Annotated in this window: 17 protein-coding genes; 2 read left to right on the forward strand and 15 right to left on the reverse strand. The window is 44.3% G+C overall.

Annotation, left to right across the window (positions count from 1 at the left end):
- Positions 1-44 precede the first annotated feature (44 nt).
- Together ACFFUV_RS07215 and cydH are read right to left on the reverse strand one after the other, a co-directional pair.
- Positions 45-1,193 carry a patatin-like phospholipase family protein gene (locus ACFFUV_RS07215; RefSeq protein ID WP_390190798.1) on the reverse strand — a complete coding sequence of 383 codons (1,149 nt, stop codon included), beginning with the start codon at positions 1,191-1,193 and terminating at the stop codon, positions 45-47.
- Positions 1,194-1,209: 16 nt separating this feature from the next.
- Entirely contained in the window at positions 1,210-1,299 is a 90-nt protein-coding gene (cydH, locus tag ACFFUV_RS07220) for a cytochrome bd-I oxidase subunit CydH (protein ID WP_390190800.1), read from the reverse strand.
- 670 nt (positions 1,300-1,969) lie between these two features.
- Between cydH and ACFFUV_RS07225 the strand changes: the two genes are divergently transcribed.
- On the forward strand, positions 1,970-3,430 hold the full coding sequence (locus ACFFUV_RS07225; RefSeq protein WP_390190802.1) for a sodium-dependent transporter: 1,461 nt from the start codon (positions 1,970-1,972) through the stop codon (positions 3,428-3,430).
- A gap of 2 nt (positions 3,431-3,432) precedes the next feature.
- Complete coding sequence (locus ACFFUV_RS07230; protein WP_390190804.1) at positions 3,433-3,525, forward strand: MetS family NSS transporter small subunit; 93 nt, start codon at positions 3,433-3,435, stop codon at positions 3,523-3,525.
- A 79-nt stretch (positions 3,526-3,604) separates the two neighbouring features.
- Here ACFFUV_RS07230 and ACFFUV_RS07235 read toward each other — a convergent pair whose 3' ends face one another.
- The 13 genes from ACFFUV_RS07235 to ACFFUV_RS07295 all read right to left on the reverse strand — a co-directional run bounded on the left by ACFFUV_RS07235 (position 3,605) and on the right by ACFFUV_RS07295 (position 15,514).
- Positions 3,605-4,021 (reverse strand): hypothetical protein, encoded by a 417-nt coding sequence (locus ACFFUV_RS07235; RefSeq protein WP_390190807.1) that lies wholly within the window; start codon positions 4,019-4,021, stop codon positions 3,605-3,607.
- A 181-nt stretch (positions 4,022-4,202) separates the two neighbouring features.
- The gene (locus ACFFUV_RS07240) at positions 4,203-4,682 is read right to left on the reverse strand and encodes an RDD family protein (RefSeq protein ID WP_390190809.1); all 480 of its coding nucleotides are present in this window, start codon (positions 4,680-4,682) and stop codon (positions 4,203-4,205) included.
- Complete coding sequence (locus ACFFUV_RS07245) at positions 4,682-6,304, reverse strand: PTS transporter subunit EIIC (protein ID WP_390190811.1); 1,623 nt, start codon at positions 6,302-6,304, stop codon at positions 4,682-4,684. Before ACFFUV_RS07245 ends, ACFFUV_RS07240 begins: the two co-directional genes overlap by 1 nt.
- Positions 6,305-6,751: 447 nt before the next feature.
- On the reverse strand, positions 6,752-7,519 hold the full coding sequence (locus tag ACFFUV_RS07250; RefSeq protein WP_390190813.1) for a TatD family hydrolase: 768 nt from the start codon (positions 7,517-7,519) through the stop codon (positions 6,752-6,754).
- Positions 7,510-8,475 carry a DNA polymerase III subunit delta' gene (gene holB, locus ACFFUV_RS07255; protein WP_390190816.1) on the reverse strand — a complete coding sequence of 322 codons (966 nt, stop codon included), beginning with the start codon at positions 8,473-8,475 and terminating at the stop codon, positions 7,510-7,512. The genes ACFFUV_RS07250 and holB overlap by 10 nt, the downstream gene beginning before the upstream one ends.
- A 1-nt stretch (position 8,476) precedes the next feature.
- Positions 8,477-9,109: a dTMP kinase gene (tmk, locus tag ACFFUV_RS07260; RefSeq protein WP_390190820.1), complete on the reverse strand. Its 633-nt coding sequence runs from the start codon at positions 9,107-9,109 to the stop codon at positions 8,477-8,479.
- Positions 9,106-10,122, reverse strand: a complete 1,017-nt coding sequence (gene mltG / locus ACFFUV_RS07265; protein WP_390190822.1) for an endolytic transglycosylase MltG — start codon at positions 10,120-10,122, stop codon at positions 9,106-9,108. The genes tmk and mltG overlap by 4 nt, the downstream gene beginning before the upstream one ends.
- Positions 10,116-10,922: an aminodeoxychorismate lyase gene (gene pabC / locus ACFFUV_RS07270; protein ID WP_390190823.1), complete on the reverse strand. Its 807-nt coding sequence runs from the start codon at positions 10,920-10,922 to the stop codon at positions 10,116-10,118. The genes mltG and pabC overlap by 7 nt, the downstream gene beginning before the upstream one ends.
- An 80-nt stretch (positions 10,923-11,002) precedes the next feature.
- A complete protein-coding gene (gene fabF / locus ACFFUV_RS07275) occupies positions 11,003-12,247 on the reverse strand; it encodes a beta-ketoacyl-ACP synthase II (protein ID WP_390190824.1) in 1,245 nt (414 codons plus the stop codon).
- Between the two features lie 85 nt (positions 12,248-12,332).
- Positions 12,333-12,566 (reverse strand): acyl carrier protein, encoded by a 234-nt coding sequence (gene acpP / locus ACFFUV_RS07280; RefSeq protein ID WP_004406112.1) that lies wholly within the window; start codon positions 12,564-12,566, stop codon positions 12,333-12,335.
- Positions 12,567-12,804: 238 nt separating this feature from the next.
- Positions 12,805-13,539: a 3-oxoacyl-ACP reductase FabG gene (fabG, locus tag ACFFUV_RS07285; RefSeq protein ID WP_390191878.1), complete on the reverse strand. Its 735-nt coding sequence runs from the start codon at positions 13,537-13,539 to the stop codon at positions 12,805-12,807.
- Positions 13,540-13,560: 21 nt separating this feature from the next.
- Positions 13,561-14,484 (reverse strand): ACP S-malonyltransferase, encoded by a 924-nt coding sequence (gene fabD / locus ACFFUV_RS07290; RefSeq protein ID WP_390190826.1) that lies wholly within the window; start codon positions 14,482-14,484, stop codon positions 13,561-13,563.
- Positions 14,485-14,563: 79 nt separating this feature from the next.
- Complete coding sequence (locus tag ACFFUV_RS07295) at positions 14,564-15,514, reverse strand: beta-ketoacyl-ACP synthase III (RefSeq protein ID WP_390190828.1); 951 nt, start codon at positions 15,512-15,514, stop codon at positions 14,564-14,566.
- Between the last annotated feature and the right edge of the window lie 5 nt (positions 15,515-15,519).

Below are 15,519 nucleotides of genomic sequence, written 5' to 3' on the forward strand. Positions count from 1 at the left end.
GATAAAAAGGCCACATAAGTGGCCTTTTTTGACATGGACTGAGATTATGATTTCACACTTAAATACGTATCCACAAATTGGTATCCCGCTTTTAAGCCTAATTCATAATCATGGATTAAATCATCAGGCTTACTCAACAGTGACGTTGATTTTAGTGGCTCTGCTGGGCGAATTTGCACGATAAAACAATCGTCTGGTGGCTCACGTAAAAATTCTTCAGTAAGCGAATAGGTTTGATAATGAACCATCAACATATCTGCGAGCCCGGCATCAAACTTATCGCCAAGTAGATGGCTCATTCGATAGATATCATCAGCGCCAAATAGCCATCGGCCACCATTCATAGGTTCAATCAAACCTTGGCTCTTCTTCTGCTCTTTTGAACGCTCAATTTGCTGAAAGAAAAAGTTATTCCAATCTGATTTCCACTTACTAAAGCGCTGCTGCCAATGCCCTTGAATAGAAGAAAAGGATTCTCTAAACCATTCAAGTTCTCGAAAACGCTCGACTTCGGTCGTTTCTAATGAAGCAAGTTGCTTCTCTTGCCCCAGCGTTTCACTTTCAGTACGTATCGCAACGATTAAACGGGCGTTTTGTCGCCAAGCCTCTTGAACGGGAATCGACGCTGAAACGCCGCCATCCACATACAGCTTACCGTCAACCTCCACCGGTTGATGATACAAGCGAGGAATAGCACAAGATGCAATTAATGCTTTAAACCAATTGTCACCGAGCATCGGCAAATACGCATCAAGCATTGTCGCACTGTCCGTCACAGCCGCCATTGCACGACGCTTTCCAAGTACACGGCGTCCCATATCAATATCGAGTTTATAGGGATACTCACAAATCTTATTCAAGGCCCAATCTAAATCGAGGTACTGCTTTCGACGGATATAACTGAACAGATGAAAAAACTGAGGGTCAGTGGTCAATTCAGTGATAAAAGAGCGAGCTAACCCACTTTGACGACAAAGAAATGCACAGAGGTTAAGAGCACCAGCGGAAGTACCATAAAAGTCGTCGAAGGGGTCAAAGTTAGAAAGAAGAAAAGCATCCAGCACACCGGCAGTAAAAATACCACGCTGGCCGCCACCTTGAGCGACTAAAGCATTTTTTCCACCAGTGTATTTTTGAAATTTGTCGATATCTAACGTGGTAGCAGTGTGAGTAATAACACCACTATTGTTCATTTTGCTACCACCATGCTTAGGAGCCGATGGCAGTTAAACCAAAACCAAAAATAACCAGATAGGCAACGGCGACGATTGCTAAAGCAAACTTTAGATTATTTTGCATAAATACCTCCAATCAGATGTAACAAAGTAATAACAGACTCGAAAACATTGTTCAATTTATACTTTGATTACCCGTATAAGTCTGGAGTAATCATCACAGATTATGAGGATAAATAATGAACTTCAAGCACCTAGTATGAAACGAAAGAACTAATAATCCGCCTGTCATTTTACAGAATGTAATGTTTAAAAAACAAACAACTTTACATTTCAATATACTAGTATGCAGAGATTAATCAGTGTTTGTCTCTTACTTTTATCTAATAAATATATCTCTAGTAATAAAAGAATAGATAAAACCTTAAACTACAAACATCAAAAATATCAGTTCAATTATCCATATGAAGACTAAAAATCAACACACTAGCCTTCAAAATCATGATGTTATCTATTTTAGATTCTATTGCTTTCAAAGTGATTAATCGGTAGTCTTCCCGCTTATGCGTAGCTGAATATTTCAGTATTCGCAGACACACATTGCACAATTAAGAATAAAATTCTGAGTTTTCATTAATCAATCAAAATAATAAACCACATACTGCTCATTAATTAGAAGATATAGCACTTGGGTGCTATCTAGCTAAGCTAAGAAATTGATGGATCTTAGCGAGCATTAAAGGTCACGATGATTAAAGAAGCTTCATACCTCAGGGAGTTGTAAGGAGTTAACAATGAAGCGAGAACAATGGGGATCCCGTGCTGGATTTATCCTAGCTGCCGTAGGATCTGCAATTGGTTTAGGGAACATTTGGCGTTTCCCATATATGGCCTATGAAAATGGGGGCGGAGCGTTCTTCATCCCTTATCTATTTGCCATGATCACAGCCGGCATACCTTTTATGATTCTTGAGTTTAGCATGGGCCAAAAGTACCGTGGCTCAGCACCAAAAACTCTTAGTCGAATCCACCAAAAATTTGAATGGCTTGGCTGGTTCCAGGTTGGCATTGCTGCGATTATTGCCGTCTACTATGTTGCTGTTATCGGCTGGGCAATTTCGTATTTTTCGATGTCATTTACTCAAGATTGGGGAACCGATACTAACGGATTCTTCTTTAGCGAGTATTTAAAACTCGGTGATAACTCACCAACCAACCTTGGTGACATTCAATGGAAAATTGCCGGCACCATGTTGATTGCTTGGGCGATCACCTATCTTGCGATCGTTGGCGGTGTAAAAGCAGGCATTGAGCGTGCCTCAAAAGTCATGATGCCTGTGCTATTTGTTATGGTAATCCTGCTGATTGCACGCATGGCCTTTTTGCCAGGAGCATTGGATGGCGTCAACTACATGTTCGAACCTGATTTCAGCAAAATCTGGGACGTTAAAGTGTGGGCTGCAGCTTATGGGCAAATTTTCTTCACCCTAAGTATTGGCTTTGCCATCATGCTCGCATACTCAAGCTACTTGCCAGAGAAATCAGACATCACCAACAACGCATTTATGACCGTGTTGCTAAACTGTGGTTTCTCTATCCTTTCAGGCATTATGATCTTCTCTGTCTTGGGTTATATGGCTCAAGAACAAGGTAAAGAACTGACAGACGTCGTTTCTGCTGGTGTTGGCTTAGCCTTCGTTACGCTACCTGCAGCAATCAACTTGCTGCCAGCGCCGTATATCCTTGGTCCACTGTTCTTCTTTGCACTTGTCGTTGCGGGTTTGAGCTCCCATATTTCTATTATGGAAGCGGTCACATCGGCAGTCATCGATAAGACCAAGTGGAGCCGTAAGAAAGCCGCGAATATCGTGATTGGTGTTGGCTTTGTTATTTCCATGGCGTTTGCCACTAACGGCGGTTTATTGCTGCTCGACCTTGTTGACCACTTTGCAAATAACATTGGCATCGTGGCTGGCGGATTGATTGAAATTCTACTTATGGCATGGCTACTGCGTAAAATCCCTGAAGTCCGTGAATACGTAAACGCGATTTCAGACTTTCGTGTGAGCTACTGGTTTGATGTATGCCTTCTTGTGGTAACACCAATCATTCTTGCTGTGATTCTATCGACTAAAGTCCATACTCTGCTTACTGAAGGCTACGGTGGCTATGACCTTACCCTCGGTTGGGCCATCATCGCTATCTTGTTCGTCGGTAGTGTTCTAGTCAATGTAACGAGTCGTAAGGAGTACTAACGATGACAACAAGCGCAATCATTATGATGATTATCGGACTTGGTATTACTTGGGGCGGCGCTGCAGTTTGTATTCGCCGTGCAATGAAAAAGTAATACAAGGCTTATCATTACCTAGCAAAAAGCCGACCTTAAAGGTCGGCTTTTTATTTGAATAAACATAATGAAAAGAAAATTAGAAGCGATATTTGATACCCGCAGCAGCACCAATTTGCAGTTCGACATCACTATGTAGGTCCAACTCAGGCTGCACTTGACCGTACACTTCCCAATTATGCGGTAAGCTCCAGTTAATGCCGATAGGAAGACGAGCACCGAAGTCATCATCCCATTCAGCCCAAGCACCACCACCCACATACCAGGTCAGTGGATATTGAGTGTCTAAATCGCCTTGAGCGAAGAGATAGTCAAAAGCGACACCGTCATTACCCACAATGAACCGCATGGTTCTATTGAGCTCTACAACCGCGCTTAGCTGCTGATCTACAGCGAGGCCCACAGCAAGTGATGAATCTTGAGTCTGCGCTTGGGTCGCCACAGAGAATGAACTAAAGCATGCGAATAAAATCCCTGCACTTTTTAAACTTCTCATTTTGCTCCTTACCTTTTTTATTACTCAATAATCGAAACCACTAAACTCTAAAACTCATTGACGCGATTAATGTCAGTCTTATGTAAGTAACCGATAAAAACATCATGAAATCACCAGACATAAAAAAGCCGACGTATCATTACGTCGGCTTTTATTCATTTAGTGCTGGTTTTTCGAGCGTTTAGTTTAGCGTTACTGTCGCTTGCATTTTCTTGTCATGGTATGGCAAACGAGAAAATGTGTAGTACTGCGCTGCGCTGTACGCGGGATAAACACCTAAAGTACAAATGCTCAAACAAATTTTGTAGAACTCTCGTGTTAAATAGGTATTCATCGTTACGGGTTGAGTTTCGTCTTCTAAAGCCACGACTTTTAAACGTAAGAAGTAACGCGCTAAAGAGTTGCTAAGGAATCGATAACACACCCAATGATAACCAACATAAATGCCAATAAAGAGCATCAAAATAAAAACGTATAACGCTAAAAGTAATGGCAGCGCCGCTGGGTCGTTTAAATTGAGGGACTCAACTAAGCCCCCACTTTTAACGCCGACGCTCATGATAGCCATCACGGCGCCGACCAGCACTTGGGTAAACATTTTGGCTATCGATAAGTCGATAACAAATGCCCCTGTACGTTTAAATTTCTCTCCGATACTCATTACTTACCAAGTTTAGAGTTAATCTGAGCTTTGTAGCCTGCAGCTTCAGCACCGTAGATAGCTTGGATACCAGTGTCACCCACTTTCACAAGACCACGAGCACCTAGCTCTTGAGTCCAGTAATCGTTGTCTTTAACTAGGTTACCGTCTTTTACAGTGATACGTAGACGTGTAATACATGCGTCAACGTCAACGATGTTCTCTTCGCCACCGAGTGCTTCGATCATAGCAACGGCTTTAGAGTCATCACCACCCGCTGAACCAGATTTAGCATTACGGTAATCTTGTTTAGATACAACCGCTACAGCGCTGCCTTTACGACCTGGAGTCTTAACATCAAATTTCAGGATGTACCAACGGAATAGGAAGAAGTAAATAAATGCGTATGCGATACCAACAAGTGGGATAAAGTACCAGTGGTTATTTGCACCGGTCACGCCTGGTAGCACACCAAACAAGCTAAAGTCGATGAAGCCGCCACTGAATGTCATACCCACTTTTACACCCAGTACGTCCATCAGCAAGAATGATAGACCTGCTAGAGGCACGTGTAGTGCGTAGTAAAGCGCTGGAGACAAGAATAGGAAGGTGAACTCAATTGGTTCAGTGATACCGGTTAGGAACGCAGTTAGCGCAACTGAGAACAATAGACCACCAGCGGCTTTTTTGTTTTCAGTGTCAGCTAGAGAGTACATTGCGTAAGCAGCAGCTGGTAGACCGAACATCATGAATGGGAACTTACCAGTCATGAAGTTAGTTGCAGTAAATTGTGAGAAATCACCTGTCGCTAGAGAAGCGAAGAAGATGTTTTGAGTCCCTTTCACAACTTCACCTGCGATCTCAGCAGTACCACCGATCTCTGTTTGCCATAGTGGCAAGTAGAACACGTGGTGAAGACCTACAGGAATCAATGAACGTTCAATAATACCAAAAATAAATGAAGCAATGTAGCCTAGGCCAGAAGCACGTAGTTCACCTAGAGCCATACCGATTGCGCCAAATGCAGCACCAAAGAAAGGCCAGATAAAGGTTAGAACGATGCCGTAGAACAATGCTGCAAATGCGCTGATGATTGGAACGAAACGAGAACCACCAAAGAAACCTAGGTAGTCAGGTAGTTTTGCATCATGGTATTTGTTGTGAAGGATAACAGTGATTGCACCAGCAATTAGGCCACCAAATACACCCATACTTAGTGTGTTATCGATACCTAGAGCAGAAGACAGGATACCTGAGTAGTGGCTGCCCATGAGCACAACAGTGTTTGTATCGGCATCAATCATGCCACCAACAACCAGTGTCTTAGCAATCGCAACGTTCATTACTAGGTAAGAAATTAGTGCAGCCAGAGCAGCAGCACCTTTTTCCGCACGAGCAAAACCGACTGCAATCGCCAATGCGAACATAACAGGAAGGTTAGCGAATACGATACCACCAGCGGCAGTCATAATTTGTAGGAAGCTATTTAGCGCTGTACCATCTTGTAGCACACCAACATTGTACGCTTCGATCATTGCGGGGTTAGTAAAACTACCCCCGATACCTAGCATAATACCGGCAGCTGGCAACAGAGCTATCGGTAGCATGATAGATTGTGAAAGTTTACTAAAGAAACCTTTCATAGATTTATGCTCCTGATAAAGTTATTAGAATTGTATGGGTAACTAACGGCACACCCCCATGGCCTTTAGGTTAGCACCCACAGAAAATGTAACTACTTGTAAGAGTATATTTTCCGGCTCTAAATATATCTTGATGCTCGACAAACTTTCTAGCGACTTAGAAAAATAAGTTTCAAACTAAGTGACAGATCACAGTCCCTCAGCGATTGTGAAATGGATTTCAACAATACAGTCTATTGTTTTTAAAAGATTTTTTATCTTCATCGATTAATTTCGATGGGTAAACAAAATAGACGACTTTGTTATTTTTTTAACAAAATTATCATTTGTGCTAATTTTAGCCACTGATACCAAAACCGCCCTACCACTTGAACAAACAATGTGCTTAAGTTCATGGAAATTAAAAAAAGGAGACGAATTGTCTCCTTTTTGTGCTTAATTTATTTTTTACCGTAAAAAAAGATTTCTGAAGTTTTGTGTCGTCTTTTCAGCAACTTCATTCATAGAAACCGATTTCAACTGAGCAATATAAGCAGCAACCTCGACAACATAGGCCGGTTGATTCTGTTTTCCACGATGAGGCACCGGTGCCAAATAGGGTGAATCCGTTTCAATGAGTAAGCGATCTAACGGCAGAGATTTCACCACATCTTTTAGCTCCGTCGCCTGCTTAAACGTGACGATGCCAGATATAGAAATATAAAAACCAAGCTCCATCGCAGCTTTAGCAAAGGCAAGATCCTCGGTAAAACAGTGAATAACCCCGCCACACTTTTCTGCGCCACCTTGCTTGAGGATATCCAACGTATCCTGACGCGCATTTCGTGTGTGAATGATCAATGGCTTATTAAGCTCGACGGCGAGTTCCACTTGTTGCTGAAAACGTAACTTCTGTAAATCAGCCGTTTCTGGTTCGTAATGATAATCTAATCCCGTCTCACCAATCGCCACCACGCGTGGATGTTTGGCATACTGATGCAGTGTATCAAGCGCAAAATCACTTTTAACATCAAGAGGATGCACGCCACACGAGGCATAAATGTTATCAAATGGCTCGATCATCGCCAACATGCTGGGAAAACTATCTAACGTCACGCCCACAGATAAAAGTTCCGTGACATTCGCCGCTTTCGCTTTCGCCACGACATCGGCTATATCATTATGGATATCTTGATAGTCGAGCTTATCAAGATGGCAGTGTGAATCTACAAACATGCTTCCCCTTCAAATTTTGTTAACCAATTGATAATCATCAGCTCCTTATTCAGCCCTGTATGTATATTGAGTTGTTTTATCAACGCTTCTAGTGCTTTGCTTTGAGTATAGAGCAGATCATAAGAAGCTTGATTTGCCAATTCAGAAGCTTGCGGAGAACAATGCGCTTCATGAATAGAAAACAGGACTTTTTGCGCGTCGACTAATAAGTACCAAAGCCACGCTAAGCTTTCTGTCCCCTCAGAGGAAAGTTTTTTCGCCAATTCAATGAGTTGTGAAGAATCCCCTGCCACTAGATTTATCAGCATTGCGCAGATTGCCTGATACTCACTCTCGCGTTTTTGCTCGATAAATTGCCGAGTTTTTAACGGGGATAAGCCATTAATATGCGGCACATGTTCGCCAACCGTATGCCCTAATGTTGCTGATAACCATCCTCCGAGCTCATTGGCAGAAGGAGGCGCAATATGCCATTGTTGACATCGGCTGATGATTGTTGGCAATAAACGCTGTGACTGATGTGCCAACAGTAAGAACACACAATGCTCGCTGGGCGTTTCTAAGGTTTTTAGCAATGCGTTGGCCGCCGATTCATTCATCGCGTCGGCGGGAGAAATGACGATCACCCGAGTCCCGGAAAGTTGCGATGACTCTTGAGCAAAGCGGTTACATTGGCGAATTTGGTCGACAGAAATTGATTTCCCTTCTTTTTCTGGCTCGATACGATGAAAATCTGGATGAGTATTGGACTTCATCAATTGGCAACTGTGGCAAAACCCGCATGGCTCCGAATTATAGTTGCTGCACATCAACGCTTGGCTGACGCGCTCGATGACCCACTCTGCGCCCATACCGGATTCTGCGATCAATAAACTGGCATTGGAAAAACGTCCAGACTCCAAGTTTTTTTGCCACTGATGCCAAACAGGATCGAGCCAAGGGTACCACATCTCCATGTTAGAGTTGCTCCAACCAATTGTTCAACGCGTTGTGAATCTGCTCTGTCACTTCGCCAATCGACAACCCAGCATTCACTACGACAACACTGCTATCCTGCTCTGCAAGCTCCAAATAACGTGTTCGAGTACGTTCAAAAAAGCTGATATCCATTTTCTCGATACGATCGAGTTCTCCGCGTCCACGCGCTCGCTCAAGCCCAATACGAGGGTCAATATCGAGATACAATGTAAAGTCAGGCTTAAACTCACCGAGAATGGTGTTTTTAAGTGCTTGCATGGTTTGTGGTGAAATCTGCCGACCGCCCCCCTGATAGGCTTGAGATGACATATCGTGGCGATCTCCCACTACCCAAGTTCCACTTGCCAGCGCTGGCTTAATCACTGTTTCGACCAATTGCACGCGCGCTGCATACATCAGTAGCAACTCGCTCATATCCTGCAATGCTTCTCCAGCGTGCTCTTCTTTCACCAATGCGCGCATCTTTTCAGCCAGCACAGTGCCACCAGGTTCACGGGTATTAGTGATATTTTCAATCTTGTGTTGTTTTAGGGTTGCTACGATGGCTTCAATCGCAGTGCTTTTGCCTGCGCCTTCTAAGCCTTCTACAACGATAAACTTTGCTGATTTCATTTTTGACTTCTTAATACTTTCAGATAAGCACGAACCGCTCGGTTGTGCTGGGTCAGTGTTTTGGAAAAAACATGCCCTCCATTACCGCTAGCAACAAAATACAGATAGTCGCTCTGTTCTGGGTTCAACGCAGCTTCTATTGATGCTTTTCCTGGCATCGCTATTGGCGTCGGCGGTAAACCAGAAATCACATAGGTGTTATATGGCGTCGGTGTCCGTAAATCTTTTTTTCGAATATTGCCTGTGTATTTATCGCCCATCCCGTAAATCACCGTTGGGTCTGTTTGCAAGCGCATTCTACGTTTCAAGCGATTAATAAACACGGAGGCAACACGGTGGCGCTCAGATTCAATCGCCGTTTCTTTTTCAATGATTGATGCGAGAATCAATGCCTCGTATGGCGATTCTAACGGTAAATCCTGCTGCTTGCTCTGCCAAGAACTATCTAAGATAGTTTGCAATTTTTGGTGCGCACGTTTAAGAATTTCCAGATCCGATGTTCCAACGGTGTAGTGATACGTTTCGGCCAAAAATAACCCTTCAAGGTTCTCGTGCTCGATGCCGAGCGCCTTGGCTATCTCTTGCTGAGACATGCCATCCGTTACGTGTTTTAGATGCTCCGCAGACTTTAGCCCCTGTTGCCATTCTTTAAACTGGCTACCTTCAACAAAGGTAATCGCGAACTGATGCTCTTTTCCTGAAATAAACAGTTCAAGTGCCTGCTGAAGATCCATACTAGGCTTTAACTGATAAGTACCCGCTTTAATTGCGGTTAGCTGCGGATATTGAAAGCGTAACAACTTGGCGTAAAACTGATGCTCAATAAGTTGACTATTTTCAAGTTGATTGAGCACCAAATTTAAGCTCGTTCCTTGCTTTACAGTAAACAGTTGTGGCTGTTGAACTTGAACAGGCTGTGAAACGTATTGCGTTACTTTTTGGGTAACGTAAACATAAGCGCCAATGACTAGAATGAGAGTAGCCAACCCAATTATAAATAGCTTTTTTAGCACGACTTAAAATGCTCCTGAAGACGTCTAGTTTGATTTCCGGCGGTATAGTGTATCTCTCCCAAAGAAACCACGGGGGCAATACCTAATATCGCATTCGTCATAAAGATCTCATCACTTTGCTCAAGGTGAGAGAGTGGGTATCGGCCCTGTTCCACGCATTGTTGTTCTGCTCTCAACTGATCGAGAACATTACGCCTCATCACACCAGCAACCCCAGCAAAATCCAAAGCTGGGGTGAACCATTTATCCGCGTAGCGCCAAAACAAGTTGGCCATCGTGGTTTCAACCACATACCCTTCTATATCGAGAGCAACGCCGTCCACAAGCCCTTGCTGGTCAATTTCTCCCTTGAGAAGAACCTGTTCCAAGCGATTATTGTGTTTTAGCCCGGCAAGCATTGGGTTGAGCCCAAGTCGCTGGCGACAAACGCCAAGATGCATACCCTGCTGACGTAATACTTTATAATGATCCGGAAATGCAAAAGCGCTGATTGTAACACTAGGAGAGTGAACTTGAGTAGGGCTATAGCCTCTTCCACCCTCACCTCGACTAATATGAATTTTGATCCCTGCGACAGATTCAGGCATTGCTGCCATACGAACCCAATCGGCCACTTGAGTCCAGTTTGGTGAGGGAATCGATAATTGATTGAGGCTGAGATCCATGCGTTCCACATGATGCTGCCAAAACTCAGGCTTGCCATCACGCATCAGAATTGTGGTAAAGCACCCATCACCGTATTGAAATGAACGGTCAGTTCTCGCCACTAAATCGCTTTCAACACCATTAACCCAAAACACTACTGACTCCTTTCGATAAAAAAACGGCTCAATGCAGTGAAGCACTAAGCCGTTTTTAACATACAAACTCGATGACCCGGTTAAATCTTTTTAAAGATCAATGAACCGTTGGTACCACCAAAGCCGAAAGAGTTACATAGAGCGTACTCCATGCCTTCTACCTTACGTGCTTGATTTGGCACTAAGTCAATCTCTAACCCTTCTTCTGGGTTATCTAAGTTGATGGTTGGTGGAACCACTTGATCAACCAGAGACATAATCGTGATGATCGATTCAACAGAACCTGCCGCACCCAATAGGTGGCCCGTCATTGATTTTGTTGAAGACACCAATACCTGCTTCGAACCAGCTTCACCAAGAGCACGTTTGATGCCTTTGATTTCCGCCACATCTCCTGCTGGCGTTGATGTACCATGCGCATTGACATAACCGATCTGTTCGCCAGAAAGGCCCGCATCACGCATCGCCGCTTCCATCGCTAGTGCTCCACCTGAACCGTCTTCACTTGGAGACGTCATATGATAAGCATCACCTGACATACCAAAACCAACCAATTCAGCGTAAATTTTCGCACCACGCGCTTTCGCATGTTCGTATTCTTCTAATACGATAACGCCAGCGCCATCACCAAGCACAAAACCATCACGGTCTTTATCCCAAGGGCGAGAAGCTTTGGTTGGATCATCGTTACGAGTCGATAGTGCTTTCGCTGCGCCAAATCCTGCCATACCAAGAGGCGTTGATGCTTTTTCAGCACCGCCAGCGACCATCGCTTCACAATCGCCGTAAGCGATCATTCGCGCTGCATGACCAATGTTATGAAGACCCGTGGTACACGCAGTAGAGATAGCAATGTTTGGACCGCGAAGTCCACGCATAATAGAGAGATTACCAGCAACCATGTTTACGATGGTTGAAGGTACGAAAAATGGGCTGACTTTACGTGGACCCTTCTCGACTAATGCCTTGTGACCGTTTTCGATAAGATCTAAGCCACCAATGCCTGAACCAATTGCAACACCAATGCGGGCTGCATTTTCTTCAGTCACTTCTAAGCCAGAGTCATCAAGAGCTTGAAGACCCGCCGCAATACCGTATTGGATAAACAAATCCATCTTGCGGGCGTCTTTTTTAGACATGTACTCTTCGCAGTTAAAGTCTTTGACTAAACCTGCAAAGCGAGTTGAAAAATTAGTAGTGTCAAAATGATCGATATTCACGATACCACTTTGACCAGCTAGCAGGGCTTTCCAAGATGATTCTACAGTGTTGCCTACCGGTGACAACATACCCATGCCAGTGACAACAACACGACGCTTGGACACGATTCTATTCTCCGGAATTGAAGTTGTTTTATGAGAGGTAGAGAAGATAAAACACAGGCGGCCAGAAGGCCGCCTGGGAGAGAGATTACTGAGCGCTGTTTACGTAATCAATTGCAGCTTGAACAGTAGTGATTTTCTCAGCTTCTTCGTCTGGAATCTCAGTGTCGAATTCTTCTTCTAGAGCCATTACTAGTTCAACAGTGTCTAGAGAATCAGCACCTAGATCATCAACAAATGAAGCTTCGTTTTTAACTTCTGCTTCGTCTACACCTAGCTGTTCAACAATGATTTTCTTTACGCGTTCTTCGATGTTGCTCATTTTCTTTTCCTTTACAGATTTCGCTCAATGCGATGTTTCCGTAGTTTATTCGAACTATTGAAAGTTGCAAGGGGGTCCTTGCTGGTCAAACCACAATTTCGCGATTTTTACCGAAATTCAATACATTTTTGACTTAAATCATGCACAAATGTTGCGCAGAAGTTGTTTTTTACTCTCACACTATAGGCGATATTTTGCCAATGTGAAAAAACTAAGCCCTCTGCGGTAACGTTGAGCACTAAACCATGTACATGCCGCCATTGACATGCAGAGTTTCACCAGTGATGTATGCCGCCTCTGGTGATGCTAAAAACGCAACAGCTGATGCGATTTCGCGAGGATCGCCTAAACGACCCGCAGGGACTTGAGACAACGTAGCAGCACGCTGCTCGTCGTTCAACGCTTTCGTCATGTCTGTCTCGATAAAGCCAGGAGCAACAGTGTTGACAGTTACTCCACGAGAAGCAACTTCTCGTGCCATTGACTTAGTAAAACCAATTACACCCGCTTTCGCCGCAGCGTAGTTAGTTTGACCCGCGTTCCCCATAGTACCGACCACAGAACCAACATTGATAATGCGACCGCTACGTTTTTTCATCATGCCGCGTAATACGGCTTTTGATAAACGGAAGATAGACGTCAAATTCGTGTCTATGATGTCTGTCCATTCATCGTCTTTCATTCGCATCAATAGGTTATCGCGAGTGATACCTGCATTATTCACGAGAATGTCGATTGAACCAAACTCATCGTTGATAGTTTTCAACACTGATTCCACAGAATCGATCTCAGTCACGTTTAAGGCAAGGCCTTTACCGTTGCTACCAAGATATTCACTGATTGCATTGGCACCGTTTTCAGAGGTTGCTGTACCAATAACCGTTGCACCACGTTCAACCAGCAACTCAGCGATCGAACGACCGATACCACGACTAGCACCAGTGACTAAAGCAACTTTGCCTTCTAGGTTCATCATTATCTTGTTTTCCTTTCTTTACTTCGCCGCTTCTAAAGAAGCCACGTCGTTTACAGCTGCACCGCTTAATGTTTTCACGATACGCTTGGTTAAACCGGTCAGTACTTTACCTGGGCCAAATTCAAGCAACGACTCGACACCTTGCTCGCTCATTTTCTCAACGCTTTCTGTCCAGCGTACTGGATTGTAAAGTTGACGAACAAGCGCATCTTTAATTTTTGCAGGATCCGTTTCTGCCGCCACATCGACGTTGTTGATCACAGGAAGCGCAGGCGTATTGAATTCAATATCATCTAGCGCAACAGCAAGTTTATCCGCAGCAGGTTTCATCAAGGCACAATGCGAAGGCACAGAAACAGGTAGCGGAAGTGCTCGTTTTGCACCCGCTTCTTTACATAACGCACCCGCGCGTTCAACCGCATCTTTGCTGCCGGCAATCACAACTTGACCCGGAGAGTTAAAGTTAACCGGAGACACAACATCGCCTTGCGCAGCTTCTTCACATGCTTTGGCGATCGCATCATCAGCAAGACCAATAATTGCGTACATAGCGCCCGTCCCCGCAGGTACGGCTTCTTGCATCAGTTGACCACGAAGTTCAACCAGTTTAATCGCTTGTTTAAAGTCAATCACACCCGCACATACCAGAGCTGAATACTCACCTAGGCTATGACCTGCTAGGTTCTCGGGTTGTGCTAGCCCTAATGATTGCCATACGCGCCAGATCGCCACCGAAGATGCGAGCAATGCTGGCTGAGTGCGGAATGTCTGATTAAGATCTTCTGCTGGGCCATTTTGAACCAAAGCCCATAGATCATAACCTAATGCATCAGACGCTTCTGCGAAGGTTTGTTTCACTACATCATACTGTTCGCCAAGTTCAGCAAGCATACCTACTGCTTGAGAACCTTGACCGGGAAATACGATAGCAAACTTGCTCATGTGTTGTTCCTTTAGACAAAGTCAGAAAGAATAAGATGCACCTCGTTGTGCATCTTAAGTTATGAATTCTTTAGACAGCTTAGAACTTAACCAGTGCCGAGCCCCAAGTGAAGCCGCCACCAAATGCTTCAAGCAATAGTGTCTGTCCGCGCTTAATTCGACCATCGCGAACCGCTTCATCCAACGCCGTTGGAACGGTGGCTGCAGACGTATTACCATGCTTATCAAGCGTAATAACAACTTGGTCTAGAGACATCGACAATTTCTTCGCTGTCGCGGAAATAATACGATAATTAGCTTGGTGGGGTACCAGCCAATCCAGTTCAGACTTATGCATACCGTTGGCATCTAACGTGTCTTTCACCAGCTTAGACAATTGTGTCACCGCGACTTTAAACACTTCATTACCGGCCATGTGCAGCCATTGATCCGCGTGTTCGCCGCGTGCTGGTTGCTCCAGACTTAAAAGTTCGCCAAATCGACCATCTGCATACACGTGGGTCGACAAAATGCCGGGTTCCTCACTTGGGCCTAAGACAACCGCACCTGCGCCATCACCGAACAAGATGATAGTAGAGCGATCTGTCGGGTCACAAGTTTTTGATAAAGAATCTGAACCAATGACAAGTACGTGTTTGCACATCCCCGATTTTATGTGTTGGTCAGCGACGGATAAACCGTAAATGAAACCAGAGCACGCTGCTGCTAAATCGAATGCGGGACAGCCTTTGATGTCAAGTTTGGCTTGAACTTGACATGCGGAAGAAGGAAATGAGTGGCTGCTACTGGTCGTAGCAACAATGATGAGGTCGATGTCTTCTTTATTGATACCGGCCATTTCAATCGCATTTTCAGCCGCTAAAGCCCCCATATCTGCCACTGTTTCGTTTTCAGCAGCAATACGGCGCTCTTTGATACCAGTGCGGGTTACGATCCACTCATCGCTCGTATCTACCATTTTCTCTAAGTCTGCATTCGTACGCACTTGAGATGGCAGGTAGCTGCCAGTACCTAAAATTTTGCTATACATGAAGA

Origin of the sequence: Vibrio olivae, assembly GCF_042428525.1 — a bacterium.
Taxonomy (GTDB): domain Bacteria; phylum Pseudomonadota; class Gammaproteobacteria; order Enterobacterales; family Vibrionaceae; genus Vibrio; species Vibrio olivae.

What these genes read in the sequence shown, in the direction of transcription:
- ACFFUV_RS07215 (WP_390190798.1), bottom strand. Translation starts at nt 1,193, where the DNA reads ATGAACAATAGTGGTGTTATTACTCACACTGCTACCACGTTAGATATC.
- cydH (WP_390190800.1), bottom strand. Translation starts at nt 1,299, where the DNA reads ATGCAAAATAATCTAAAGTTTGCTTTAGCAATCGTCGCCGTTGCCTAT.
- ACFFUV_RS07225 (WP_390190802.1), top strand. Translation starts at nt 1,970, where the DNA reads ATGAAGCGAGAACAATGGGGATCCCGTGCTGGATTTATCCTAGCTGCC.
- ACFFUV_RS07230 (WP_390190804.1), top strand. Translation starts at nt 3,433, where the DNA reads ATGACAACAAGCGCAATCATTATGATGATTATCGGACTTGGTATTACT.
- ACFFUV_RS07235 (WP_390190807.1), bottom strand. Translation starts at nt 4,021, where the DNA reads ATGAGAAGTTTAAAAAGTGCAGGGATTTTATTCGCATGCTTTAGTTCA.
- ACFFUV_RS07240 (WP_390190809.1), bottom strand. Translation starts at nt 4,682, where the DNA reads ATGAGTATCGGAGAGAAATTTAAACGTACAGGGGCATTTGTTATCGAC.
- ACFFUV_RS07245 (WP_390190811.1), bottom strand. Translation starts at nt 6,304, where the DNA reads ATGAAAGGTTTCTTTAGTAAACTTTCACAATCTATCATGCTACCGATA.
- ACFFUV_RS07250 (WP_390190813.1), bottom strand. Translation starts at nt 7,519, where the DNA reads ATGTTTGTAGATTCACACTGCCATCTTGATAAGCTCGACTATCAAGAT.
- holB (WP_390190816.1), bottom strand. Translation starts at nt 8,475, where the DNA reads ATGGAGATGTGGTACCCTTGGCTCGATCCTGTTTGGCATCAGTGGCAA.
- tmk (WP_390190820.1), bottom strand. Translation starts at nt 9,109, where the DNA reads ATGAAATCAGCAAAGTTTATCGTTGTAGAAGGCTTAGAAGGCGCAGGC.
- acpP (WP_004406112.1), bottom strand. Translation starts at nt 12,566, where the DNA reads ATGAGCAACATCGAAGAACGCGTAAAGAAAATCATTGTTGAACAGCTA.
- fabG (WP_390191878.1), bottom strand. Translation starts at nt 13,539, where the DNA reads ATGAACCTAGAAGGCAAAGTTGCTTTAGTCACTGGTGCTAGTCGTGGT.
- fabD (WP_390190826.1), bottom strand. Translation starts at nt 14,484, where the DNA reads ATGAGCAAGTTTGCTATCGTATTTCCCGGTCAAGGTTCTCAAGCAGTA.
- ACFFUV_RS07295 (WP_390190828.1), bottom strand. Translation starts at nt 15,514, where the DNA reads ATGTATAGCAAAATTTTAGGTACTGGCAGCTACCTGCCATCTCAAGTG.